The organism is Bradyrhizobium sp. MI1.10, assembly GCF_055811035.1.
Map to the genome: position 1 here is coordinate 234,700 of NZ_JBVVPN010000001.1, position 23,655 is coordinate 258,354.

The following is a 23,655-nucleotide window of genomic DNA, read 5'->3' on the forward strand; positions in this document are numbered from 1 at the left end:
CGATCGCGGCGCCGGGGGGCTGTTGGAGTCGCACCGGCCGCCCAGGCCCCGGCGCAACCCCCCCCCGCGGGGGGGGTTGGGCGGGGCTAGGCGCGGGGTGGGGGCTTTCTCCTCGCCGGGATACGCTCCGTAAACTTCGACAATCCCATCGCTGAAGCACCCCCTCCCCAGCCCTCCCCCGCAAGCGGGAGAGGGAGCGCACCTGTGTCGGGGCTGCGAAGCGATCGAGCCGCGACAAGTGCAGAATTGCTCCCGCGCTCAATTCTCGGTAGTTTCCGCCTCCAAACCAGCCGCCCCACCCAAAAACACAGCGAGAGACCACGTGGCGCCCATCCAGTACATCGTCGAGGGCGGTCACCGGCTCTCGGGCTCGATCGAGCCGTCCGGCAACAAGAATTCCGCGCTGCCGATCATCGCGGCAGCCCTGCTCACCGAGCATCCGGTGACGCTGGAAAACGTGCCGCGGATCCGTGACACCGAGACGCTGGTCGAACTGATCCGCTCGGTCGGCGCTGCCGCGGAATGGACCGCCCGCAATACGCTTCATATTCACGCCAAGAGCATCCGCTCCGCCGATCTCGATCCGGACTTGTGCGTCCGCATCCGCGCCTCGATCCTGCTCGCGGGCCCCCTGCTCGCCCGCTGCGGCGAAGTGATGCTGCCGCCGCCCGGCGGCGACGTCATCGGCCGCCGCAGGCTCGACACGCATGTCCTCGCACTCGAGCAATTGGGAGCCAAGGTCACCGCGACCGACCGGCTCGAATTCCGCGCTTCGAAGCTGACCGGCGCCGACGTGTTCCTGGACGAGCCCAGCGTGACCGCGACCGAGAACGCGCTGGTCGCGGCCGTCGCCGCCGAAGGCACCACCTATTTGCGCAACGCCGCGTCCGAGCCGCATGTGCAGGACCTCGCCAACTTCCTGGTCGCGCTCGGCGCTGAGATCGAGGGCATCGGCACCAACACCATGATTGTGCGCGGTCCGGCGACGCTGGGCGGCGCGACCTACCGGATCCAGCCCGACCATATCGAGGTCGGCTCGCTGATCGGGCTTGCCGCCGTGACGCGTTCGCCGCTTCGCATCGTGCGCGCCGGCGTCGAGCATCTGCGCTCGATCCGCATGGGATTCGAGCGGCTCGGCATCGTCTGCCGCATCGAGGGCGACGATCTCATCGTGCCCTCGAACCAGACGCTGAAGATCCAGGACGATTTTGGCGGCCACGTGCCGAAGCTGGAAGACCAGCCCTGGCCGGCCTTCCCGGCCGATCTGATGTCGATCGCGATCGTCACCGCCACGCAATGCGAGGGCGTGATCCTGATGTTCGAAAAAATGTTCGAATCGCGGATGTTCTTCGTCGACAAGCTGATCGCGATGGGCGCGCGCATCGTGCTGTGCGATCCGCATCGCGCCATCATCGCCGGTCCAAGCCGGCTGCACGGCGCGACGATGACCTCACCGGACATTCGCGCCGGCATGGCCATGCTGCTCGCGGCCGTCTGTGCCGAGGGCACCTCGACCATCAACAACGCCGACCAGATCGAGCGCGGCTACGAGCGCATCGACGAACGGCTGAATGCGCTCGGCGCGAAGATCAGGCGCGTGCCCGAGCGGAAGGGGTGAGGCGCTTTCCGGCTCGAGATCGAAGAATGGTCTCGTGCCCCGGACGCAGCGCAGCACGCCAGTGATGCGCTGCTGAGCCGGGGCCCATGCGGCCGAGAACTGCGCTCGCGATTTTCTGGGTCCCGGCTCTGCGCAGCATCGCTTCGCGCTGCAGCGCGTCCGGGACACGCGCGAGGCCATGTTTTCGTCGCCCGGCTGTGCTATTGACCCGGCCATGCTCGACACCGTCCAGCCTCGTTCGCAGCCGCAAGCCGGCGTGCCGCCAAATCCTCTCGCCGACGAATTCGTCGAGACGCTGCGGCTGGCCGTACCGATGATGCTGACGCAGCTCGGGCAGATCGCGATGATCACGACCGATCTCGCGCTGATCGGGCGGCTCGGCGAGAGCGCAGTGGCAGCAGCGGCGCTGGCGCATACGGTCTATTTCGTCAGCTTCACCTTCGGGCTCGGATTGATGGCGGCGGTGTCGCCGCTGGTCGCGCAGGCCTTTGGCGCCGGCGATGTCAGGCGCATCCGCCGCTCCTTGCGCGTCGGCTTGTGGGTCGCGTTGCTGATCTCGCTGCCGATGATGGCCTCGCCGCTCTATGGCGAGCACATCCTGGTCGCACTCGGTCAGGCGCCGCACTCGGCCGCGCTCGCCCAGCGTTATCTGAATGGCCTCGCCTGGGGCATCGCGCCGGCGCTCGGCTTCATCGCGCTGCGCAGCATGATGAGCGCGGTGAACCGGCCGCAGGCCCCGCTGTGGATCACGCTCGCGGCGATCCCCGTCAATGCCGCATTGGTCTACGCCCTGATCCACGGCCTGTTCGGCCTGCCGGAGCTCGGCCTGTTCGGCGCGGGGCTTGCGACCACCATCGTCAATCTCGGCACGTTCGTCGCCACGCTCGCCATTGCGGGGCTGCGCAAGCCGTTCGCGGACTATCGTCCGCTTGCCCATCTCTGGCGAATCGACTGGCCCCTGATGCGCAAACTCATCGCGATCGGCGCCCCGATCTCGTTCTCGCTGCTGCTGGAATATGGCCTGTTCTCTTCGGCGGCGCTGCTGATGGGGTTGATCTCGATCACTGCGCTCGCGGCGCATCAGATCGCGCTCCAGGTCACCGCCGTGCTGTTCATGGTCCCACTCGGCATCGGCATGGCGGCCACCGTGCGGGTCGGCCACGCCTTCGGCCGCGGCCACCCGGCCGCAGTGAAGCGCGCAGGTCTCGTCGCCGCCGTGATCGGGATCGCGTTCGTCTCGGCGCTGACCGTTGCGATCATTCTCGGCCGCTATCAGCTGGGACGGCTGTTCTTCGGCAGCAGCGAAGCCAGCATGGCGACCGTGGAGCTGACCGCAACGCTGCTGCTGGTCGGCGCGACCTTCTTCATTGCCGATGCCATCCAGACCATCATGGGCGGCGCGCTGCGCGGCATCAATGACACTAGGATGACGTTGGTATTCGCCGCGATCGGCTATTGGTGCGTGGGCTTTCCCATCGCCTGGTGGCTTGCCTTTCACGCCGATCTCGGCGCGGTCGGTGTCTGGATCGGACTGTCGATCGGATCGTTCGTCTATGCCGGACTTCTGATCTTGCGCTTCCGGATGCTGACGCGCAGACTGGCGGGATGAACGGGACTGTCCGCGAAGTTACCCCCGATGTTGACGCCGGCACGCTGCTGGCCGGTGCGCAGTTCATCGACGCCTTTCGCGTAGAGATCGGCACAGCACCGGTGAATGCCCGCGAGGCCTGCACCAGGATGGTGTTGCAGGGACCGCGCTGGATCGGTGCACTGACACGCCTGCGCAACATTCTGGTGACGCCATTTGGATTGAAGACATCGGGCGAGGGCACGCCAGCGCCGGGCGGTTTGATCGGCTTGTTTCCGGTGCTGAGCGAAACGCCGGAGCAGCTGGTCGCCGGGTTCAATGATTATCATCTCGACTTCCGCATCGTGGTCGATGTGGCCGGCGAAGCGGTGCCGCGCCACGTCACCTTGACCACGCTGGTGCGGACCAACAATCGGCTGGGCCGCGCCTACCTCGCGCTCATCACGCCCTTCCACAAGCTTGTGGCCCGCAGCATGATGGGGCGGATTGCGGAGCCGGCCCGGTGACGCTCTCCGTCGACCTCTTCTACTCCTTTCGCAGCCCGTTCAGCTATCTGGCGCTGCCCAAGACGCTGAAGCTCGTCGAAGACTACGATCTGGCGGTGAATTTGCGGCCGGTCTATCCGCTCGCAGCCCGAGTGCCCGGGTTTTTCAAGAAGGCCAGCCCGAACTTCATTCGCTATGTGGTGCTCGACAGCACGCGCGTGGCGCAGCACGAGGGCATTCCGTTCCGCTTTCCGAGGCCGGATCCGATCGTCCAGGACAAGACAACATTCGACGTCGCGGCCGAGCAACCCTACATCCACCGCCTGACCCGGCTTGGTGCCATGGCGCAGCTCGAGGGACGCTCGCTCGCATTCACCGACGCGATCGCCCGCGTGCTGTGGGACGGCTCGGTGGCGGGCTGGAACGAAGGCGATCATCTTGCGCGCGCCGCCGACAAGGCCGGCTTCGATCTCGCCGCGATGGATGCCGCGATCACCGCCGACCCGGATCGCTACGAGCAGGTGATCACGGAGAACGAGAAGGACCACGCCGCCTCCGGCCATTGGGGCGTGCCGACCTTCGTGTTCGAGAACGAGCCGTTCTTCGGCCAGGACCGCATCGATTTGCTGGTCTGGCGCATGCAGGACAAGGGCCTGACGCGGCGCTAGCTCACTCCGCCACGCGCGCGGGCTTGTCGGTCGCGGCCTCCGACCATTCGCCGACGACGCGATCGAGATCGCAGAGATTCTGGTGCATCTGCTCCAGCGAAAAGCCGAGCGCGAAGAAGCGCTCCGCGGTGTCGCTGGGCTGGCCGCGGATCAGGCCATCCTGACGCACGGCGGCGACTGCCTCGGCATAGTGCTGAAGCGCGACATGCACGGGGTGGATCGGCGGCGCGCCGGCGCCCTCGCGCAAGGCGGCGGCCGCCGAACGCAGGAAGCGCGCGATCACGGTCGAGACTTCCGTCAGCGGCGCGGCAAGCCGTGTCTGCACCTCGGCCGGCAACGGCACCACGGTCGAGCGGCCGATCATCACAACGTCATGGCGCAGCCGCAAGATCGTGCGCAACAACGGGCCGGTGTCCGGCCCGCTCGACAATCGCGCCGAGCGCTCGCGCTCGGCTTCGGCGCCAATGGTATTCATGCCCACCATTGCGGTGCCGATACCGTCCTGAATCCGATGCAGCGCGTCATTGTCGCGGCCGCGCGTCAGGCCCGCGAGCAATTCGGTGAAGGCCTCCGCGATCAATTCGAGCAGTTTTGCCGCGCTGGCGCGGATTTGCCGCACCGCGCGCGAGGGCAGCACCAGGAAGGAGACGAGCAGCCCCGTCACCGCGCCGACCGCGACTTCGCTGACGCGATCGATCGCAGAGGCCATGGGATCGGCATGATGCATCGAGGGAAGCACGAGCACGATCACGGCCGTCACCGTTGCAGAGCTCAGATTCGGATAGATCGATGCGACAAAGGCAAGCGGCGCCACGGCCAGCACCAGCAGACCCAGCAAGCCCAGTTCACCGGAATAGGGGATCAGGATTGCGATGGCGCCGCCATAGATCGCGCCGCCGATGGTGCCGAGCATGTAGTCGCGCGTCGCCTTCAGCGAGCGCCCGACGCTCATCTGGGTCACGATGATGGACGTGAGGACGGCCCAGAGCGGCAACAAGAGATGCAGCGCGGTGGCGAGCGCGTAGGCGCCGGTGGCCGCCACCGTGACCCGGACCGCCAGCCCCAATTGGGTCTTTCGCGACCAGACCCGGTCGAACAGCTCTCCTGCGAATGCCATGGTCGCGTATCCCCGTCCAACCCTCGTAAGCCAGCCAAAAGCATAGCTGATGCCCGCAGCCCCGAGGCCGCTTGAAAGGCCAAATCAGCCCGCCTAACTTGCGCGCCAAAACGAGGAAACACGATGGCTCACGAAACCGCAACGCTCGCCGCCTATGTCGCCAACCTGAAATTCCAGGATATTCCGGCGGAAGTGCTGGATCGGACAAAAGTCCTGACGCTGGACTTCCTCGGCAGCGCCATCCGCGCCCGCAGCGAAGCGGAATCCACCCCCTCGATCCTGAAGATGCTGGAGGCGCTTGCGCTCGATACCAAGGGCGAATCCACCGTGTTCGGCGACACCAAGACCTGGACGCCGGCGGTCGCGGCGCTGCTCAACGGCGCCCTCGGCCATTCGCTCGACTTCGACGACACGCATGCGGATTCCTCGCTGCATCCGAGCGCGCCGGTGGTTCCGGCCGCCTTCGCCGTCGGCGAGATGGTCGGCGCGTCGGGCCGCGACGTGCTGACCGCGATCGTGGCGGGCTATGAGGTCTGCTGCCGGCTCGGCAACGCGCTCGACCCGACCTCGCATTATGCCCGCGGCTTCCATCCGACCGCCACCGCCGGCACCTATGGCGCAGCCGCGGCCGCCGGCAAACTGTTCGGCCTCTCCGAGCAACAGCTCATCGCCGCCTTCGGAGTCGCCGGCAGCCAAGCCGCGGGCTCGCTGCAATTCCTGGTCAATGGCGCCTGGAACAAACGCTACCAGGTCGGCGCCGCCGCGATGAATGGCGTGATCGCCGCGACGCTGGCGCGCAACGATTTCGTCGGCGCGACGGAATCCGTCGAGGGCAAGCATGGCCTGCTCGCCGGCTACACCGACGATGCGCATCCCGACAAGGCGGTCGCCGAGCTCGGCAAGACCTACGAGACCATGAAGATCGGCGTCAAACCGTATCCGAGCTGCCGCTATACCCACGCCGCGATCGACGCGCTGATCGCGATGCGGCGCGAGCACAATCTGACACCCGATCAGGTCAAGCGGGTGGAGATCGGCCTGCATCGCAACGGCATCACGCTCACCGGCGACGCCGCGACCAAGCGGCACCCGACCTCGATCGTCGGCGGCCAGTTCTCGATGTTCTTCACCGGCGCGCTCGCGCTCGATCAGGGGTCATTTGGCTGGGACGACTACACCCGCCTTGGGGACGCAGCCATCGACGCGCTCGCCGACAAGTTCGACGTGGTACAGGACGATCGTCTCGAAGTCGGCCGCACTCACCCCTTTGGCGCGCGCGTGAGTATCACGACGGACGACGGCGTGCACGAGCGGCTCTATGCCGATCCCTCGGGAGAGCCGACCTCCTTCCCCGATGCGCGGGCGATGCAGCAGAAGTTTTTGACGCTGGCCCGCCCGGTGCTGAACGCGCGCGCGGAGAAATTCGCGGACGCGATCATGACGCTGGAGCGGTTCGATCGCGTGGCGAAGGCGACGGAGCTGGGGAGGTGAAGCACCTCAATTCACCCCCGCCAGCTTTCCCTTCTCGCGCGTAACCGCAACCACGTCGCGCACCAGATCGAACACACCGTCGGCTTCCGGCGGCGCGTTCGGCGAACGGCCTAACCGCACGATCACGAGTCGTTCCGACGGAATCACGATCGTGTACTGACCGATGGTGCCCTTGGCGAAGAAGGCATCGCGCGGCCAGCCGTGCTCGACGCGGAAGGTCGCGCCAAAGCTGTCGCCCTGGTTGGTCCAGAAGCCGGCGCCGATACCGACCCAGGCATTGGGCGTCGCCGACACCGAATAATTCACCCAGCCCTCGGGCAGGATGCGCTTGCCGCCGGCGACGCCGTCGTTGAGATAGAGCTGGCCGAACCGCGCCCAGTCGCGCGCGGATGCGAGCATCTCGCTCGACCCCTTGATCGTGCCGGCGCCGTCGAGCTGGAGCGTGACGTGGCGCATGCCGAGCGGCACGAACAATTCGTGGTGCGCGAAGGCAAGCGCTCCTTCGGAATTGCCGCCGGCGGCCTTGCGGATCAGATGCGCGAGCATGATGGTGTTGCCATCGTGATAATTCCACACGGTGCCCGGCGCGGTCGCAAGCGGCATGCTCGCGGCATAGGCGGCCATGTCGGCCTCCACGAATTTCATGCGATTGACCGGCTCGAACGCCGAGCCGAGCGAGGCCTGCAGCGAGCTGCCGAGCGCCAGGCCCGCGGTGTGGCGCAGCAATTGATCGAGGGTGATGGCGTGACGCGGATCGTCCGGATTTGTCCAGGCGGCGACCGGTGCGGGCCCGTCCAGCTTCAGTCTGCCCTGGCGCACGAGAATCCCGGTGAGAGCCGAGATCACGGACTTGGTCATGGAGAAGCCGAGCAGCGGCGTCTCCGGTCCGATGCCGTCCGCATAGCGCTCGGCGATGACGCGACCCGATTTCATGACGACGATTGCGCGGGTGCGGCGGAATGGCGGCGATGTCGGCTCAGCGAAGGCGCGATCGAGCGCGGCTGACAGCTCCGGGCTTTGCGGCGACACGATTGCGGGGCCGGTGATCTCGGGCAACACCGCCGGCGGCCTGTCATCCGGCGGCAGCCGGACGTCGGCAATCTCCGCACCGTGCTCAAGCGTGCAGCCGAGGCCCTCGCGATACACGGCATGGCTGCGGCCAATGCCGAACAGCGTCACCGTAACGTCCTTGCGCGCGCGATCGACCTGATAGTCCATCGCCCAGGTGAGCAAACCGGCGCCCGGCATCGCATCAATGGTCTCCGTCAAATTACGCCTGACATCGAGGCCCGAGACAAACGTCTCGGAACAGAGCACGTCGGCGATGAAGCCGGTGGCGACCTTGGGCACGTCATGGGCGCGAACCGCGCCGAGCGCGAGGCCGGCAAAGACGATGGTGGCGGTGAGAAGGACAATCTTGCGGCGGGTCACGGGCTTGCTCCGGCTTGAGGCGTGTGCCGGAGACGAAGCGGCATTCACGCGATGCCCGCTCGCCGAATTTGGAAAACGGCGTAGCTGGAAACCGCGAGACGCTCGTCGATTCCAAAATAACCTAGATATTTCAGTACACTAAAGATCAGACGGCATTCACCTTGAGCCGCCGGTATTCTGTCGGCGTCACGCCGGTCACGGCCTTGAAGGCGCGGTTGAACGGGCCGAGCGACTGGAAGCCGGAATCCATCGCGATGGTGATGACGGGGACCTCGGCCTGGGCGGGATCGGCGAGGGCTGCCTTGGCCTCCTCGATCCGGTGGTTGTTCAGGAACACATTGAAATTGCGGTAGCCGAGCCCCTGGTTGATCAGCCGGCGCAGCCGGTATTCGGGAATTTTCAGCCGGCCCGCGAGCACGCCGATGCTGATGTTCTCCTGGCGATAGATCCGCTCGTGCGCCATCAGCCGCATCAGGGCGTCGATCAGCTTTTGGTCGGCGGCGTCCTCGCCCATAGGCTGGCTCGCCGCGATCGCCGGCGCAGCCTCCGCGGCGGCTGGAAACAGGTCGGCGCCGTCCACCCGCATCATCGCATAGACGATGGCCGCGACGATGCTGGCGAGCACGCCTGTATTGACGGTGTTGGCGACATCGCCGACGTCGCTGCCGACGACGAGGATCTGGAGCAGCGCGTTCAATCCGCCATAGAGCGCGGCAGCACAGACGATGAAGATGCGAACACGGCGGCGGCGCTCGACCAGATCGGCCGACCATGAGCCGATCGTCTGCATGATCGCGAGCGCAATGAAGCCGAGCACAATCAGGTTCACCGCGGTGACGGCGAACCGGACATGTCCGCCGGGTGCGATCCAGAGACAACTGACGAAGCTGAACGCTGTCACCAACCCCCAGGTCAATCCGTGCCACCGGCGCAGGCGAAACTCATCGTCGAACAATGCGCGCGTGAACAGCCAGAACACCACGATATTGCCGGTCGACACCGCGATCAGCGGCGCATGCCATGCCGGGACCAGCGATGAAGTTCCGACGGAATAGCTCACAGCATGCGCGGCCGAGCCGAGCGCAAAGGCTGCACCGAGCCGGGCTGCCAGCACATTGCGGAAATCCGAGAGCAATGACGCTGCCAGCACCAGCAGCAGCGCCACGGCGGCGGCGCGAAAGGCGAGCTCGGTTGCGGCAAGGGTCATCGGGTGATGCGATGGGTCGCGGTTGACATCAGCCAAACATCCTTCGTCAGGCGTATGTTTTCAAGCACCATCCGCACCACAGCTGTCATCGTCCGGCTTGACCGGACGATCCAGTACGCCGAGACGGCAGTGATCGAACCGATAGGCCGCGGCGTACTGGATCGCCCGCTTTCGCGGGCGATGACGGCGGAGTGTGTGGCCCAGGCTTAGCCGCGACGGCCGCACGAAATCCTGCTACGATTTAGCTCGAAAAAGCCAAAAGGAGCCCTACCATGAGCTGGCAACCCTCGAACGATCCCGTGCTCGGCGATCCCATGTCCTGCGATGCGCTCGATCTCGTCATCGTGCCGCGCACGCGCGATCTCGGCGACGGCTTCGCGGTGCGGCGCGCGCTGCCGCACGGCAAGCGGCAGATGGTCGGACCCTTCATCTTCTTCGATCATTTCGGGCCGGTGCAATTCGTCTCCGGCAAGGGCATGGACGTACGGCCGCACCCGCATATCGGGCTTGCTACCGTCACCTATCTGTTCGACGGCGCGATCATGCATCGCGACAGCGAGGGCAACATCCAGGAGATCCAGCCCGGCGCGATGAATTTGATGACAGCCGGCCGCGGCATCGCGCATTCCGAGCGCACGCCGGATGTGCAGCGCGCCTCGGGGCAGAAGATGCTGGGCCTGCAAAGCTGGATCGCGCTGCCGGCCGGATCGGAAGAGATCGCACCGTCGTTCCAGCACTACGGCGCGGGTGACCTGCCGATGGTCTCCGAGCGCGACTTCACCGCGAAGGTGATCGCGGGCTCGGCCTTCGGCGTCACCTCGCCTGTTTCGATGGTGTCGCCCTGGTTCTATACCGAGGTCACGGCGGTCGCGGGCGCGATCGTGCCGCTCGATCCCGATCACGAGGAGCGCGCCATCTACGTCGTCGATGGCGAGGTCGAGATCGCGAACGAGCGCTACGAGGGGCCGCGACTGCTAATCTTCCGTCCGGGCGACCGCATCACGGTGAGGGCGCTCAAGGCCACGCGGATGATGTTTCTGGGCGGCGACGCCCTGGAGGGCCCGCGCCACATCTGGTGGAATTTCGTCTCCTCCAGCAAGGAGCGGATCGAGCAGGCCAAGCAGGACTGGAAAACCGGCCGCTTCGCCGCAGTTCCGCAGGAACATGAGTTCATTCCGCTGCCGGAATAGGCTATCCCGGTTTCCGGTCGCGCGATCAGGCGCGGCCGGATGTCCTGTCGCAAGGCCTTGCTCCGAAAGTTCTGCCGATGACCGCCATGCTCTCCAGCGACCTGCCCCTGCCTAAGATCGGGCGCGGCAAGGTGCGCGATATCTACGCCGTCGACGACGACCGCCTGCTGCTCGTCACCACCGACCGCATCAGCGCCTTCGACGTCGTGATGGGCGAGACCATTCCGATGAAGGGCGCGGTGCTGACGCAAATCAGCGCCTTCTGGTTTGGCGAGCTCGAAGGCGTGGTGCCGCATCACATGATCAGCGCCGACACCGACGAGATCATCGCCGCTGTGCCGGCCTTGAAGCCGCATCGCGCCGAAATTCTCGGCCGCGCCATGCTGTGCCGCCGCACCACGGTATTTCCGATCGAATGCGTGATCCGCGGTTATCTCTCGGGCTCGGCCTGGAAGGAATATGCAGCAAGCGGGACGCTGGCCGGCGAGAAGCTGAAAGCAGGCCTTGTCGAAAGCGAGAAGCTGGAGCCTTCGATCTTCAGCCCGGCGACCAAAGCCGAGACCGGCCATGACGAGAACATCACCATCGCGAAGATGCGCGAGGTCGTCGGCGATGAGACGGCCTACACGCTCGAGAGCATGACGCGCGCGATCTACACGCTCGGCGAGGAGCTCGCCCGCGAGCAGGGCATCATCATCGCCGACACCAAGTTCGAATTCGGCCGCGACAAGGACGGCCGCATCATCCTGATCGACGAAGTCATGACGCCGGACTCCTCGCGATTCTGGGCCGTCGACGCCTACAAGCCCGGCCAGCCGCAGGCGAGCTTCGACAAGCAGCCGCTGCGCGACTATCTCGACGTCGAACGCCGCGCCGGCCGCTGGAATGGCGACGCCCCGCCGCCGCCTTTGCCCGCAAGCGTGGTGGACGCGACCAGCAAGCGATATCTGGAAGCATACCGCCGGGTGACGGGGAGTGAGCTGAAGATTTAGCTCGGCTGTTTCGTCCCGCTCCGTCATTGCCCGCCGGCTCGATGCCTCCCCGGCGTCGTCCTGGCGAAAGCCAGGACCCATACCGCGAGGTCTATCGCGTGCGTTCGGTGCAAATCCCGAACGCACAGTCTTCGCCAAACTGCTCCCTGGGGTAATGGGTCCTGGCTTTCGCCAGGACGACGACGAATGGCGGGCGCTTCGGTTTCTTCCATCCGGCTTGCAAGAATCCTGTTGCGCTGGGCTCGCAGTCGTCTACCTCTCGGAGGGGAATATTCACGAGCGAGTGTCACGGCGTGACAGATCCAGCGATTGGCTTCACTCCGTCGACCGGGCTTACTCCGGCCCTCAAGCGCGCGCTGAATGATATATTGGGCGGGAGCGCCGCCAGCGTCCTGACCGTCACATTCGGACTGTCCTACTCGCTGCTGATCTTCGCGGGGCCGTTGTCGCCCTATCTGTCCTACGGCATCACGGCAACCTTCGTCAGCTCTGCGGTGCTTGCGGCCGTCGTCGCGCTCGGCAGCTCCCTGCCCTTCGCGATTGCAGCCCCCGACAGCTCGACCGCGGCGGTGACGGGTATCCTGGCGGCCTCCGTGGTCGAACGGATCGAGACGGCGAACCTGTCAGCGCCGTTGCTGTCACCGGTCCTGATCACGCTCGGCCTGTCGACGATGCTGACAGGATTGGTGCTGTGTGGACTGGGCCTGACCCGGCTTGGCCGCGCCATCCGCTACGTGCCTTATCCGGTGGTCGGCGGCTTCCTCGGCGCAACCGGACTTCTCATCGTCATGGGTGCGGTCCGGGTGATCACCGACCATCCCCTGCAATTCGCGACACTGTCGCACTTCGCCAACCGTACCATCCTGCTGGAGCTCGGTGCCGCCTGCGCGATGGCGCTGGTGCTGTATTTCACCTGGCACCGCTCGCGCAGCCCGTTCGGACTGCCGATCATCCTGGTCGGCGGCGTGCTCACCGCGCATCTGGCATTCTGGATCACCGGCGTTTCCTTCGACGACGCGCGCACGTTGGGCTGGACCTTTCAGTCCCCGCCGCAAGCGGTCTTCATGCTGCCCTGGCACAGCGACGATCTCGCCCGATATCCCTGGTTTGCCATCCCGGACCTGCTTGGCAATGTCGTCGCCGTCATCTTCGTCACCGCCTCGAGCACGCTGTTCAACACCACCGGCATCGAGGTGGCCACGCATCGCGAAGCCAATCTGGAATCTGAGCTGAACGTCACCGGCGCCGCCAATATCCTGACCGGCGTGCTGGGCGGCTATCCCGGCTGCAGCTCGACCAGCCGCTCGATGCTTAATTTCTCCAGCGGCGGCCGCGGGCGCCTGTCCGGCCTCACGGCCGCAGCGCTGTCGCTGCTGGTGCTCGCCGTCGCACCCGAGCTGCTCGGCTTCATCCCCAAATTCGTGCTCGGCGGCCTGTTGCTCTATCTCGGCGCCGACCAGCTGCACAAATGGATCGTCGAGTCGCGCAAGCGGCTGTCGAAGCTGGAATATCTGTCGCTGATCACCATCATCGCGATCATCGTCGCCTGGGGTTTTGTGCCGGGCATCCTGATCGGCGTCATCATCGGCTGCGCGACGTTTGCGTTCAGCGCCGCACGGGTGGAGTCGATCAAGTACAGTTTCGACGGCTCGGAGTACCGCTCCTCGCTCGACCGCTCGCGCGACGATCAGGACGTGCTGCTGGCCCATGGCGGCAAGATCCAGGGCCTCAATCTCCAGAGCTATCTGTTCTTCGGCTCGGCCAACCGGCTCTACCAGCACGTCAAGCGGCTGCTGCAGGAGCGGCCCGAATGCCGCTATCTGCTGTTTGACTTCAAGCTCGTCACCGGCGTGGATTCATCGGCTGCCTATAGCTTCGCCCAGATCAAGCGCAGCGCCGGCGAACTCGGCGTCGAGCTGATCCTGGTGCATCTGTCGGCCACGGCCGAGAAGGTACTGCGCTCCAGCGACTTCGTCGGCGAGGGCGTCACCATCATCCCCGAGCTCGATCGCGCGCTGGAATGGTGCGAGAACGAGCTCATCTCGCAGCATCAGGAGCTGGCGCAGGAAGAAGCCAGCCTGCGCGACTGGTTCACGCGAATGCTTGGCAGCGAGGATGGCGCCGACGAACTGATCCGCCGCTGCCAGCGCATCGAGGTCGAAGCCGGCGAGGTCATCGTGCAAGCCGGCGATCCCGCCGATTCCATGCATTTCATCCTCGAGGGCCGCGTCGGTATCATGATTCCTGCCGACGACGACCGCACCACGCGCGTGCGCAGCCTCGGCCGTTACACCACGATCGGCGAGATGGGGCTGGTGTCACAGACACCGCGCAGCGCCACCATCCAGGCCGAAGTCGACAGCGTGCTCTACGTGCTGAATACGCACCAGTTCGACGCGATCAAGGTCGAGGATCCCGCACTCAGCCACAAGCTGCTGACCTATTTCGTGTCGGTCATGGCGGAGCGGCTGACCTTTGCGAACCGGACGATCGCGGTGTTGAGGCGGTGATTAGCGCGTAGCTTCGTCATTGCGAGGAGCTCTTGCGACGAAGCAATCCAGACTGTCTCGGTGGAAAGATTCTGGATTGCTTCGCTTCGCTCGCAATGACGTGGAGGAATGATGGCGAGCCCTTACACCCCCGCCATCATCACGTATTTGATCTCGACATATTCTTCCATGCCGTGATGCGAGCCTTCGCGGCCGAGGCCGCTTTCCTTGACGCCGCCGAAGGGCGCGACTTCGGTCGTGATCAGGCCGGTGTTGACGCCGACCATGCCCGACTCCAGCGCTTCGGCGACGCGCCAGACGCGGCCGAGATCGCGGGAGTAGAAGTAGGAGGCGAGCCCGAACGGCGAGGCGTTGCACATCGCGATCACGTCGGCCTCGTCCTTGAAGCGGATCACCGGCGCGAGCGGGCCGAAGGTTTCCTCTTGCGCCACCAGCGAGTCCGGCTTGACGTCGGAGAGCACCGTCGGCTCGAAGAACGAGCGTCCGAGCTCGCTGCGCTTGCCGCCGGTGACGACCTTGGCGCCGCGCTTCACGGCGTCCGCAATGTGGCGCTCGACCTTGTCGACCGCTTTCAAGTTGATCAGCGGGCCTTGCGTGACGCCGGTTTCCGTACCGTCGCCGATCTTCATCGCCGCGACCTTCTTCGACAGCTTCTGCACGAACTCGTCGTAGATCTTGTCCTGGGCGTAGATGCGGTTGGCGCAGACGCAGGTCTGGCCCATGTTACGGTATTTCGAGACGATGGCGCCTTCGACCGCCGCATCGATATCCGCGTCGTCGAACACGATGAACGGCGCGTTGCCGCCGAGCTCGAGGCCGAGCCGCTTCACGCCGACGGAGGCCTGCCGGTAGAGAATCTTGCCGACCGCAGTCGAGCCGGTGAAGCCGACGAAACGCACGGCCGGATGCTCGCACAGCACCTTGCCGATCGGCGCGGCATCGCCGGTGATGACGTTGAACACCCCCTTGGGCACGCCGGCTTTCTCCGCGAGCGCGGCAAGCGCCAGCGCCGACAGCGGCGTTTCATTGGCGGGCTTGAGCACCACGGTGCAGCCGGCCGCAAGCGCCGGCGAAACCTTTCGTGTGATCATCGAGTTCGGGAAATTCCACGGCGTGATCGCGCCGCAGACGCCGATCGGCTGCTTGATCGCGAGCAAGCGCGCATCCGGCCGCTGCGTCGGAATGGTCTCGCCATAGACGCGGCGGGCTTCCTCGGCGAAAAATTCGACATAGGCGCCGCCGATGTCGACCTCGCCGAGCGCTTCACTGAGCGGCTTGCCCTGCTCAGAGGTGAGGATCAGCGCGAGGTCCTCGCGATTGGCGATGATCAGCTCGAACCATTTGCGCAAGATATTGGAGCGCTGCTTGGCGGTGTGCTTGGCCCAGCCCGGGAAGGCGCGTTCGGCTGCCTCGACCGCCCTGGTGGCATCATCCGCGGAGAGCTGTGGAACCTTTGCGAGCTCGACGCCGGTGGCGGGATTGTTGACGGCGAAGACGGGCGAGCCGACCCAGGCGCCGTCGATGTAGCAGGCCTCCTTCAGCAGCGACGGGTCCTTCAACCGGTCGCGCAAATTGGACGTGGCGTGCTGGGCACGTGCGGCGGCGGTCGGGGTCATGGCGTTGCTCCTGCGGGGCTTTGCGGGCTGTTCCGGTTCGGCCGGAATATAGGGAGAAGCGGCGCGCAATGCACCGTCCCGCAACGCACATCTGCTGGGAGCCAGGCTAGGAGCGGCGCATCCTTACGCCGCGCCGCTCAGATAGGTCTCACGCCGTCCGATCATGCGCTCGGCGGCCGCCTTGGCGTCGGCCTTGGAGGAGGTCGCGCAGGTCCGGTATTCGAGATCGGGGACGTCGGACGCGTTGCGGCGGCCGAACCAGGACTTCGAGCCGACCGGCAGCAGCGCAAGCGCCTGCGCCAGATTGTCGACCGCGCCGAACGAATAGAGCGCACCGGTGCCGGCGATGCGGACCTCATAGATCCCAGGCGCGATCGGCGCTTCCAGGTTTTCGCCCCGTCCGGCACGGGGATAGCGCTTCCATTCGCTCCAGGTCGAAATCATCTGAGGTCCCCCTGGCGGCCGGTGGGCGGCCGCCAAATTTGCATCAAGTCTTAACGTTTGCCCGCGATTGGGCCCGGTGCTGAACGCCACAACTCACAAAATGTTTCAAGTGCTCGAAAACTTTCGAAACATTTCGCCCAGGCCCATCCAAGGGCACGGCTGGTTGCGGACATCCACCGAAGATTGTGACTGCGTGTTGCGGTTCGGCCTATTGTCGTCCTGCGTGGGTGACGGACCGTCAAGTCACGACATCGCGACCGGGGCAGGTACGCGGATGTGCTTGCCGGGCGGCGGACGCGGGAGGACAATCGATCGCTTCCAACAATAATCAAACCGGAGGAAACGCGTATGCAAGGCAAAGCTGAGATCGATCAGATTCTGCGCCAGAAGAGCGAAGCCGGAGAGATTCCCGGCGTCGTCGCCATTGCTGCCAGCGGTACCGACGTGCTGTATCAGGGCGCGTTCGGCAAACGCGACCTGTCCAAGCCGGATGCGATGACCGCCGACAGCGTGTTCTGGATCGCATCGATGACGAAGGCGGTGACATCAGCGGGCGCGATGCAGCTCGTCGAACAGGGCAAGCTGTCGCTGGATGCGCCGATCGGCGAGGTGTTGCCTGATCTCGCCAAGCCGCAGGTGCTCGAAGGCTTTGACGCCAAGGGCGAGGCCAAGCTGCGGCCAGCCAAGGGGCCGATCACGCTGCGCCAGCTCATGACCCACACGGCAGGCTTCTGCTACAACATGTGGAACGGCGATCTCGCGGTCTATCTGGACAAGAACGGCATCCCCGCCATCACCACCTGCCAGAACGCGGCATTGAAGACGCCTATTATGACCGACCCCGGCACGCGCTGGGAATACGGCACCAATATCGATTTCGTCGGCAAGGCGGTGGAAGCCGTCAGCGGCAAGCGCCTCGATGCCTATCTGCGCGACAATCTGTTCGCACCGCTCGGCATGAGCGATACCGCTTTCAAGATCACCGCCGACATGCGCAAGCGCCTGGTCGGCATGCATGCGCGTGGCGAGGATGGCCAGCTCGCCGCGATCCCGTTCGAGCTCGAACAGGAGCCGGAATTCCATATGGGTGGCGGCGGCCTTTATTCGACCGCGGCCGATTATATCAGGTTTACCCAGATGATCCTCAACAAGGGCCGCGGCAACGGCAATCAGGTGCTGAAGGCCGAGACCATCGCGACGATGGGGCAGAACCACATCGGCGATCTCGCCATGGGCAAGATGACCACGGCGGCGCCGATGTACACCAATGACGTCGATCTCTATCCGGAGCAGGTGAAGAAGTGGGGCCTCAGCTTCATGATCAACACCGCCAAGACCGCCGAGGGGCGCAGCGCGGGCAGCCTCGCCTGGGCGGGCCTCGCCAACACCTACTACTGGATCGACCCGGCGCGCGACGTCACCGGCGTGATCCTGATGCAGTTGCTGCCATTCGCCGACGCAAAGTGTCTCGAGGCTTTTGCCGGCTTCGAGCGCGGTGTCTATGCCGGGCTCGATGCCGGCAGCGGGCAGAAGGCGGCGTAAGGCGCGCCTGACTCTCACGACGCGTCACGGCCGGGCTTGTTGTCCCGGCCGTCACGCACCTGACTGGAGGACATGATCTTGGCAGACAAAGCCGACAGTTACGTTTGCGGCATCTCCGACACGCCGCTGCTCGGCGACACCATCGGGCGCAGCCTCGATCAGGCCGCGCGGCGCTGGGGCGATCGCGAGGCGCTGGTCTCGCCCAGCCACGGCGTGAGGTGGACATGGAGGGAGTTTGCCGAGCGGGTCGACGCGCTCGCCGCCGGCTTTGTCGCGCTCGGTCTCGAACGCGGCGAACGGATCGGCATCTGGTCGCTGAACCGGCCGGAATGGACGCTGACACAATTCGCCGCCGCCAAGGCCGGCCTTATCCTGGTGACGATCAATCCGGCCTACCGGCTGAGCGAGCTGGAATTCGCGCTTCACAAGGTCGGATGCAGCGCCATCGTCACCGCGACGGCGTTCAAGACCAGCAACTACATGGACATGCTCAACACGCTGTTGCCGGAGCTTGCGACCGCCAAGCCCGGGCAATTGCGCGCCGCGCGGCTGCCGGACTTGCGCATCGTGATCCAGATCGGCGGCCCCGCCTGTCCGGGCACGATTCCGTTCGACGAGGTCGCCGGCATGGCCGGACCCCCGCACCGTGAGCAGCTCGCCGCGCTCGGTGCCTCCCTGCAATTCGACGATGCCGTCAACGTCCAGTTCACCAGTGGAACGACGGGATCGCCCAAGGGCGTGACGCTGACCCATCACAACATTCTCAACAACGGCTATTTCGTCGGCCGCGCCATGCGCCTGACCGAAGCGGACCGCATCTGCATTCCGGTGCCGCTCTATCATTGCTTCGGCATGGTGATGGGCAATCTCGCCTCCGTCACGCTCGGCGCGACCATGGTCTATCCCGGCGAGGGGTTTGATCCGCTCGCGACGCTGCGGACGATCGAGCAGGAAAAATGCACCGCGCTGTACGGTGTGCCGACGATGTTCATCGCCGAACTCGACCACAGCGAATTCTCGAACTTCAATCTGACATCGTTGCGCACCGGCATCATGGCCGGTGCACCCTGCCCGATCGAGGTGATGAAGCGCGTCAATAGCGAGATGAACATGGGCGAGGTCACGATCGCCTATGGCATGACCGAGACGAGCCCGGTCAGCTTCCAGAGCGCCGTCGACGATCCGCTCGATCGCCGCGTCTCGACGGTCGGGCGAATCCATCCGCATGTCGAGGTCAAGGTCGTCGATCTCGACGGCAAGATCGTCAAGCGCGGCGAACGGGGCGAGCTCTGCACCCGTGGCTACAGCGTGATGCTGGGCTATTGGGAGGAGCCGGAGAAGACCGCGGATGTGCTCGACGCCAATGGCTGGATGCATACCGGCGACATCGCCATCATCGACGACCAGGGTTATTGCAACATCGTCGGCCGCATCAAGGACATGGTGATCCGCGGCGGCGAGAACCTCTATCCACGCGAGATCGAGGAATTTCTCTATCGGCACCCCAAGATTCAGGACGTGCAGATCTTCGGCGTTGCGGATACCCGCTATGGCGAGGAGCTCTGCGCCTGGATCCGGGTCAGGTCCGGCGAGACGCTGACGATGGAAGAGGTGCGCGCCTTCTGCGACGGCCAGATCGCCCACAACAAGATTCCGCGATACGTGGAATTCGTCGACGAGTTTCCGATGACCGTGACCGGAAAGATCCAGAAATTCCTGATGCGCGACGAGGTGGAGCAACGGCTTGGACTGAAGGCCGCGAAGACTGCGTAGGTTGCCAACTCAATCGTCATTGCGAGCGCAGCGAAGCAATCCAGAATCTTTCCGCAGAGGCAGTCTGGATTGCTTCGTCGCTGCGCTCTCGCAATGACGGGTGAGAGAGAGTCCACCTTAAACCGTCAACCCGCGCTGCTCAGCCAGCTCCTTCAGCGACACCTGCGGACGCGCGCCGATGTGCTGAATCACTTCGGCGGCCGCGAGCGCGCCGAGCTCGCCGCACTGCTTGTAGGGCAGGTTGCGCGCCAGACCGAACAGGAAGCCGGCAGCGAAGAGGTCGCCGGCGCCGGTGGTGTCCACGAGTTTCGCGATCGGAGACGCCGGCGCTGCGACGGCGTCTTCAGCCGAAACCACCATGCAGCCCTTTTCGCTGCGGGTGACCACGCCGAGATTGACGTCGTTGCGCAATTGCTTGAGCGCCGTGTCGAAGTCCGAGGTCTGGTAGAGCGAATGCAGCTCGGACTCGTTGGCGAACACGATATCGACGGTGCCGTTGCGCATCAGCCCCAGGAATTCGTCGCGATAACGATCGACGCAGAAGGAATCCGATAATGTCAGCGCCACCTTGCGCCTGGCATCATGGGCGATCTTGGCCGCCTTGACGAAGGCGTCCTTGGCGTTCTTGGGGTCCCAGAGATAGCCCTCGAGGTAGACGATGCCGGCCGCGGCGATCTCGGCCGGGTCGATGTCGGCGGGCGACAAATCCTGCGCGGCGCCGAGATAGGTGTTCATGGTGCGCTCGCCGTCATCGGTCACCAGGATGTAGGAGCAGCCGGTCGCAGGGCCGTCCTTCGCCGCGGGCGTGTTGAAGGCGACGCCGGCCGCGCGGATGTCGTGGACGTAGAGCTTGCCGATCTGGTCGTCCTTGACCTTGCCGACATAGGCGGCACGCGCGCCAAGGCTGCCGATGCCGACGATGGTGTTGGCAGCCGAACCGCCGGAAACTTCCGTCGCCGGGCCCATGTCCTTGTAGATGGCGGCGGCCCGCGCCTCGTCGATCAGGGACATGCTGCCCTTGGTCATGCCGTGCTTGCCCAGAAAGGCTTCATCGGTCTTGACCAGCACGTCGAACAGCGCGTTGCCGATGCCGAGAACGTCATATTTCACGTCAGCCATTCACCTTGATCCTGTTTGGCGGATTGCGATACCCGCGGAAATCCGCTTCCTGTCGGTCTGAAATCTGGCTCGCGGCCTATCACGGCCGGCCCTCCGCGGGCAAGCAACGGTATTATGCAGTTCCGATGATCCGCTCCTTCCTGACCGTCTCGACGGGGACACTGGCTTCACGGCTGCTGGGCTTTGCACGCGATTCCCTGATCGCGGCGCTGCTCGGCACCGGCGCCGTGGCGGACGCGTTTCTGGTGGCATTTCAGCTCGTCAATGTGGTGCGGCGCCTGCTCAGCGAGGGGGCCTTGAATGCGGCGTTGATCCCGGCCTGGCTGCGCGTTCGTGACAGCGAAGGCGAGGCGGCTGCGGCGGCGTTCGCGGGACGCGTGCTCGGCACAGTGAGCGCGGGCCTGATCGCAATCTCGGTCGTAATTGCACTTCTGATGCCGCTGATCATCATGATCATCGCGCCGGGCTTCGTCGGCAGCGCATCGCTCGATCTCGCCGTCCAGAATGCGCGGCTGATGCTGCCCTATCTCGCCTTCGCGGGACCCGTCACGGTACTGATGGGCCTGCTCAACGCGCAGGGGCGCTTCGCACTCACCGCGTTCTCACCGCTGCTGTTCAACATCGCCTTGATCGCCGCGATCACGCTGCTGCTTGTCTGGCACGTCGATGCCGTCTTTGCCGCGTGGATGCTGGCGGCCACCGTCGGCATCGCCGGTCTGTTGCAGCTGCTGATGCTGCTGTCGCAGCGAAGGGCGCGTCTGGCGACACCGCTGCGCGTGAGCTTCGACAAGGACATGCGCGGCTTCTTCGCCAAGGCGATCCCGGGCATGATCGCGAGCTCCGGCCCGCAATGGCTGATGGTGGCCGGTGCGATCATCGCCTCCGCCACGCCCGCCGCGGTCTCCTGGCTCTATTTCGCCAACCGCCTGATCGAGCTGCCGCTTGGCATTGTCGGCGTCGCCATGGGTACGGTGCTGGTGCCGGAGCTGACGCACGCGGTGAGGAGCGGTGACCGTGACGCGGTTGCGCATGCCGAATCGCGCGCGCTGGAACTCGCGACCGGGCTGGCATTGCCAGCGACGCTCGGCCTGATCGTGCTGGCGGAGCCGATCGTGCGGCTGCTGTTCGAGCATGGCGCCTTTGGCGCGGAGGACAGTGCGGCCACGGCGTGCGCCCTGATGTGGCTGGCGCTGGGACTGCCGGCGCATGTGCTGATCAAGGCGCTCTCGCCAGCCTATTTTGCCCGCGGCGACACGATGACGCCGCTGCTTGCGACTGCCAAAGGGTTCGTGGTCGCGGTCGCGCTCGCGAGCCTGCTCGGTCATTTCTTCGGCGCAAGCGGGATCGCCGCCAGCATTGCCGCCGGCGCCTGGAGCAGTGCGATCTCGCTGCTCCGGAAAGGCAACAGTGAATTCGGCTTCTCGGTCGATGCCGCCGCCCGCAACCGGCTGCCGCGGATCGTGCTCGCCGCGCTCGTCATGGGCGGCCTGCTGTGGCTGACGGCGGGCCTCTTGCCTTCGGAGGCCCATGGGCTCATCCGCTTCATTGCGCTGGGATCACAGATCGCCGCCGGAATCGTCGTCTATGGCTTGCTCCTGCAAATCCTCCGCGTCGCGTCCTGGCGCGAGGCGGCCGGTGCCTTGAAGCGCCCCGCCCAGCCCGATCCCGGCGCCCGAGTTTAGCGAAATACCCTTGACGGGGCAGCGCCGCTGTTGGAAACGACGCCCCGTATCTTGCAGGAAAGCTGCCATGGCATTCGTTGAACGGGTTTTTTCGGGCGTCCAGCCGACGGGCAATCTGCACCTCGGCAATTACCTCGGCGCGATCGTCAACTTCGTGAAGATGCAGGAAACCCACAACTGCATCTATTGCGTCGTCGACATGCACGCGATCACGCAGGGCGTGGATGTCTGGGGTGGACCGGTCGAGCTCGCGCGCAACACCCGCGAGGTGACCGCGGCGTTCATCGCCAGCGGCATCGATCCGAAGAAGCACATCGTGTTCAACCAGAGCCAGGTCTCGGGCCACGCCGAGCTCGCCTGGATCTTCAACTGCGTCGCGCGCATGGGCTGGCTGGGCCGCATGACCCAGTTCAAGGAGAAGGCCGGCAAGGACCGCGAGAACGCGTCCGTCGGGCTGTTCGACTATCCGGTGTTGATGGCCGCCGACATCCTGCTTTACCGCGCCACCCACGTTCCGGTCGGCGAGGACCAGAAGCAGCATCTCGAACTCTCGCGCGACATCGCGCAGAAGTTCAACAACGACTTCGCCGACTCGATCCGCAGCCAGGGCGCCAATGACGGCCTGTTCTTCCCGCTGCCGGAGCCCTTGATCACGGGCCCGGCGACGCGCGTGATGAGCTTGCGCGACGGCACCAAGAAGATGTCGAAGTCGGACGCGTCGGACAATTCGCGCATCAATTTGACCGACGATGCCGACACCATCGCGCAGAAGGTGCGCAAGGCCAAGACCGACCCGGAGCCGTTGCCGACCGAGGAGAAGGGTCTGGAAGCGCGTCCCGAGGCCGACAATCTCGTCGGCATCTTCGCCGCGCTTTCCGGCCGCTCCAAGGCTGACGTGCTCAGGGATTTCGGCGGCGGCCAGTTCTCCAGCTTCAAGAATGCGCTGGTGGATTTGTGCGTCACCAAGCTCGCGCCGATCGCCGGCGAGATGAAGCGCCTCGTCGCCGACCCCGGCCATATCGACGCGATCCTGAACGACGGCGCCGACCGGGCGCGCGCGATCGCCGACGAGACCATGAAGCTCTCGAAGGACATCGTCGGCTTCATCCGCCGGCGCTAAAGCGCGTTCGCGAAAACGCGGCCGACGTCATGGCGCCGGCCGCTTCCGCTCTCCCCAAGCAC

Annotated in this window: 18 protein-coding genes; 12 read left to right on the top strand and 6 right to left on the bottom strand. The window is 65.3% G+C overall.

Annotated features, from left to right (window positions below):
• Window positions 1-322 precede the first annotated feature (322 nt).
• The 4 genes from murA (at window position 323) to AC0L3K_RS01045 (ending at window position 4,359) form a co-directional block, all read left to right on the top strand.
• On the top strand, window positions 323-1,618 hold the full coding sequence (gene murA / locus AC0L3K_RS01030) for a UDP-N-acetylglucosamine 1-carboxyvinyltransferase (RefSeq protein ID WP_354200256.1): 1,296 nt from the start codon (window positions 323-325) through the stop codon (window positions 1,616-1,618).
• Between the two features lie 214 nt (window positions 1,619-1,832).
• A complete protein-coding gene (locus tag AC0L3K_RS01035) occupies window positions 1,833-3,227 on the top strand; it encodes an MATE family efflux transporter (protein WP_354200257.1) in 1,395 nt (464 codons plus the stop codon).
• Window positions 3,224-3,712 carry a DUF2867 domain-containing protein gene (locus tag AC0L3K_RS01040; RefSeq protein WP_219678929.1) on the top strand — a complete coding sequence of 163 codons (489 nt, stop codon included), beginning with the start codon at window positions 3,224-3,226 and terminating at the stop codon, window positions 3,710-3,712. Before AC0L3K_RS01035 ends, AC0L3K_RS01040 begins: the two co-directional genes overlap by 4 nt.
• Window positions 3,709-4,359 carry a 2-hydroxychromene-2-carboxylate isomerase gene (locus AC0L3K_RS01045; RefSeq protein WP_354200258.1) on the top strand — a complete coding sequence of 217 codons (651 nt, stop codon included), beginning with the start codon at window positions 3,709-3,711 and terminating at the stop codon, window positions 4,357-4,359. The genes AC0L3K_RS01040 and AC0L3K_RS01045 overlap by 4 nt, the downstream gene beginning before the upstream one ends.
• 1 nt (window position 4,360) lies before the next feature.
• On the opposite strand, the gene AC0L3K_RS01050 is transcribed toward AC0L3K_RS01045, so the two are convergent.
• Window positions 4,361-5,476, bottom strand: a complete 1,116-nt coding sequence (locus AC0L3K_RS01050; protein WP_007598281.1) for an FUSC family protein — start codon at window positions 5,474-5,476, stop codon at window positions 4,361-4,363.
• Window positions 5,477-5,599: 123 nt separating this feature from the next.
• On the opposite strand from AC0L3K_RS01050, the gene AC0L3K_RS01055 reads away from it, so the two are divergent.
• Window positions 5,600-6,967: an MmgE/PrpD family protein gene (locus tag AC0L3K_RS01055; RefSeq protein ID WP_219678925.1), complete on the top strand. Its 1,368-nt coding sequence runs from the start codon at window positions 5,600-5,602 to the stop codon at window positions 6,965-6,967.
• A gap of 6 nt (window positions 6,968-6,973) precedes the next feature.
• Here the strand turns inward: AC0L3K_RS01055 and AC0L3K_RS01060 are convergent, their stop codons facing one another.
• Window positions 6,974-8,398 (bottom strand): serine hydrolase domain-containing protein, encoded by a 1,425-nt coding sequence (locus tag AC0L3K_RS01060; RefSeq protein WP_473365390.1) that lies wholly within the window; start codon window positions 8,396-8,398, stop codon window positions 6,974-6,976.
• Window positions 8,399-8,543: 145 nt separating this feature from the next.
• On the bottom strand, window positions 8,544-9,605 hold the full coding sequence (locus AC0L3K_RS01065) for a helix-turn-helix domain-containing protein (protein ID WP_473365391.1): 1,062 nt from the start codon (window positions 9,603-9,605) through the stop codon (window positions 8,544-8,546).
• A 272-nt stretch (window positions 9,606-9,877) separates the two neighbouring features.
• Between AC0L3K_RS01065 and AC0L3K_RS01070 the strand changes: the two genes are divergently transcribed.
• The 3 genes from AC0L3K_RS01070 (at window position 9,878) to AC0L3K_RS01080 (ending at window position 14,297) form a co-directional block, all read left to right on the top strand.
• Window positions 9,878-10,795: a pirin family protein gene (locus tag AC0L3K_RS01070; protein WP_007598296.1), complete on the top strand. Its 918-nt coding sequence runs from the start codon at window positions 9,878-9,880 to the stop codon at window positions 10,793-10,795.
• Window positions 10,796-10,872: 77 nt separating this feature from the next.
• A complete protein-coding gene (locus tag AC0L3K_RS01075; RefSeq protein ID WP_007598297.1) occupies window positions 10,873-11,787 on the top strand; it encodes a phosphoribosylaminoimidazolesuccinocarboxamide synthase in 915 nt (304 codons plus the stop codon).
• Window positions 11,788-12,080: 293 nt separating this feature from the next.
• Complete coding sequence (locus AC0L3K_RS01080; RefSeq protein WP_473365392.1) at window positions 12,081-14,297, top strand: SLC26A/SulP transporter family protein; 2,217 nt, start codon at window positions 12,081-12,083, stop codon at window positions 14,295-14,297.
• 122 nt (window positions 14,298-14,419) lie between these two features.
• On the opposite strand, the gene AC0L3K_RS01085 is transcribed toward AC0L3K_RS01080, so the two are convergent.
• Window positions 14,420-15,913 carry an NAD-dependent succinate-semialdehyde dehydrogenase gene (locus AC0L3K_RS01085; RefSeq protein WP_473365393.1) on the bottom strand — a complete coding sequence of 498 codons (1,494 nt, stop codon included), beginning with the start codon at window positions 15,911-15,913 and terminating at the stop codon, window positions 14,420-14,422.
• 123 nt (window positions 15,914-16,036) lie between these two features.
• Entirely contained in the window at window positions 16,037-16,357 is a 321-nt protein-coding gene (locus AC0L3K_RS01090; protein WP_007598300.1) for a hypothetical protein, read from the bottom strand.
• A gap of 348 nt (window positions 16,358-16,705) precedes the next feature.
• Here AC0L3K_RS01090 and AC0L3K_RS01095 point away from each other — a divergent pair, with 348 nt between their 5' ends.
• Together AC0L3K_RS01095 and AC0L3K_RS01100 are read left to right on the top strand one after the other, a co-directional pair.
• Window positions 16,706-17,899 (top strand): serine hydrolase domain-containing protein, encoded by a 1,194-nt coding sequence (locus AC0L3K_RS01095; RefSeq protein WP_007598301.1) that lies wholly within the window; start codon window positions 16,706-16,708, stop codon window positions 17,897-17,899.
• A gap of 78 nt (window positions 17,900-17,977) precedes the next feature.
• Window positions 17,978-19,672: an AMP-binding protein gene (locus tag AC0L3K_RS01100; protein ID WP_473365394.1), complete on the top strand. Its 1,695-nt coding sequence runs from the start codon at window positions 17,978-17,980 to the stop codon at window positions 19,670-19,672.
• Between the two features lie 117 nt (window positions 19,673-19,789).
• Here AC0L3K_RS01100 and AC0L3K_RS01105 read toward each other — a convergent pair whose 3' ends face one another.
• Window positions 19,790-20,791, bottom strand: a complete 1,002-nt coding sequence (locus AC0L3K_RS01105) for an adenosine kinase (RefSeq protein WP_007598303.1) — start codon at window positions 20,789-20,791, stop codon at window positions 19,790-19,792.
• Between the two features lie 125 nt (window positions 20,792-20,916).
• On the opposite strand from AC0L3K_RS01105, the gene murJ reads away from it, so the two are divergent.
• Complete coding sequence (murJ, locus tag AC0L3K_RS01110) at window positions 20,917-22,473, top strand: murein biosynthesis integral membrane protein MurJ (RefSeq protein ID WP_473365395.1); 1,557 nt, start codon at window positions 20,917-20,919, stop codon at window positions 22,471-22,473.
• A gap of 67 nt (window positions 22,474-22,540) precedes the next feature.
• The gene (trpS, locus tag AC0L3K_RS01115) at window positions 22,541-23,593 is read left to right on the top strand and encodes a tryptophan--tRNA ligase (RefSeq protein ID WP_473253898.1); all 1,053 of its coding nucleotides are present in this window, start codon (window positions 22,541-22,543) and stop codon (window positions 23,591-23,593) included.
• Window positions 23,594-23,655 lie beyond the last annotated feature (62 nt).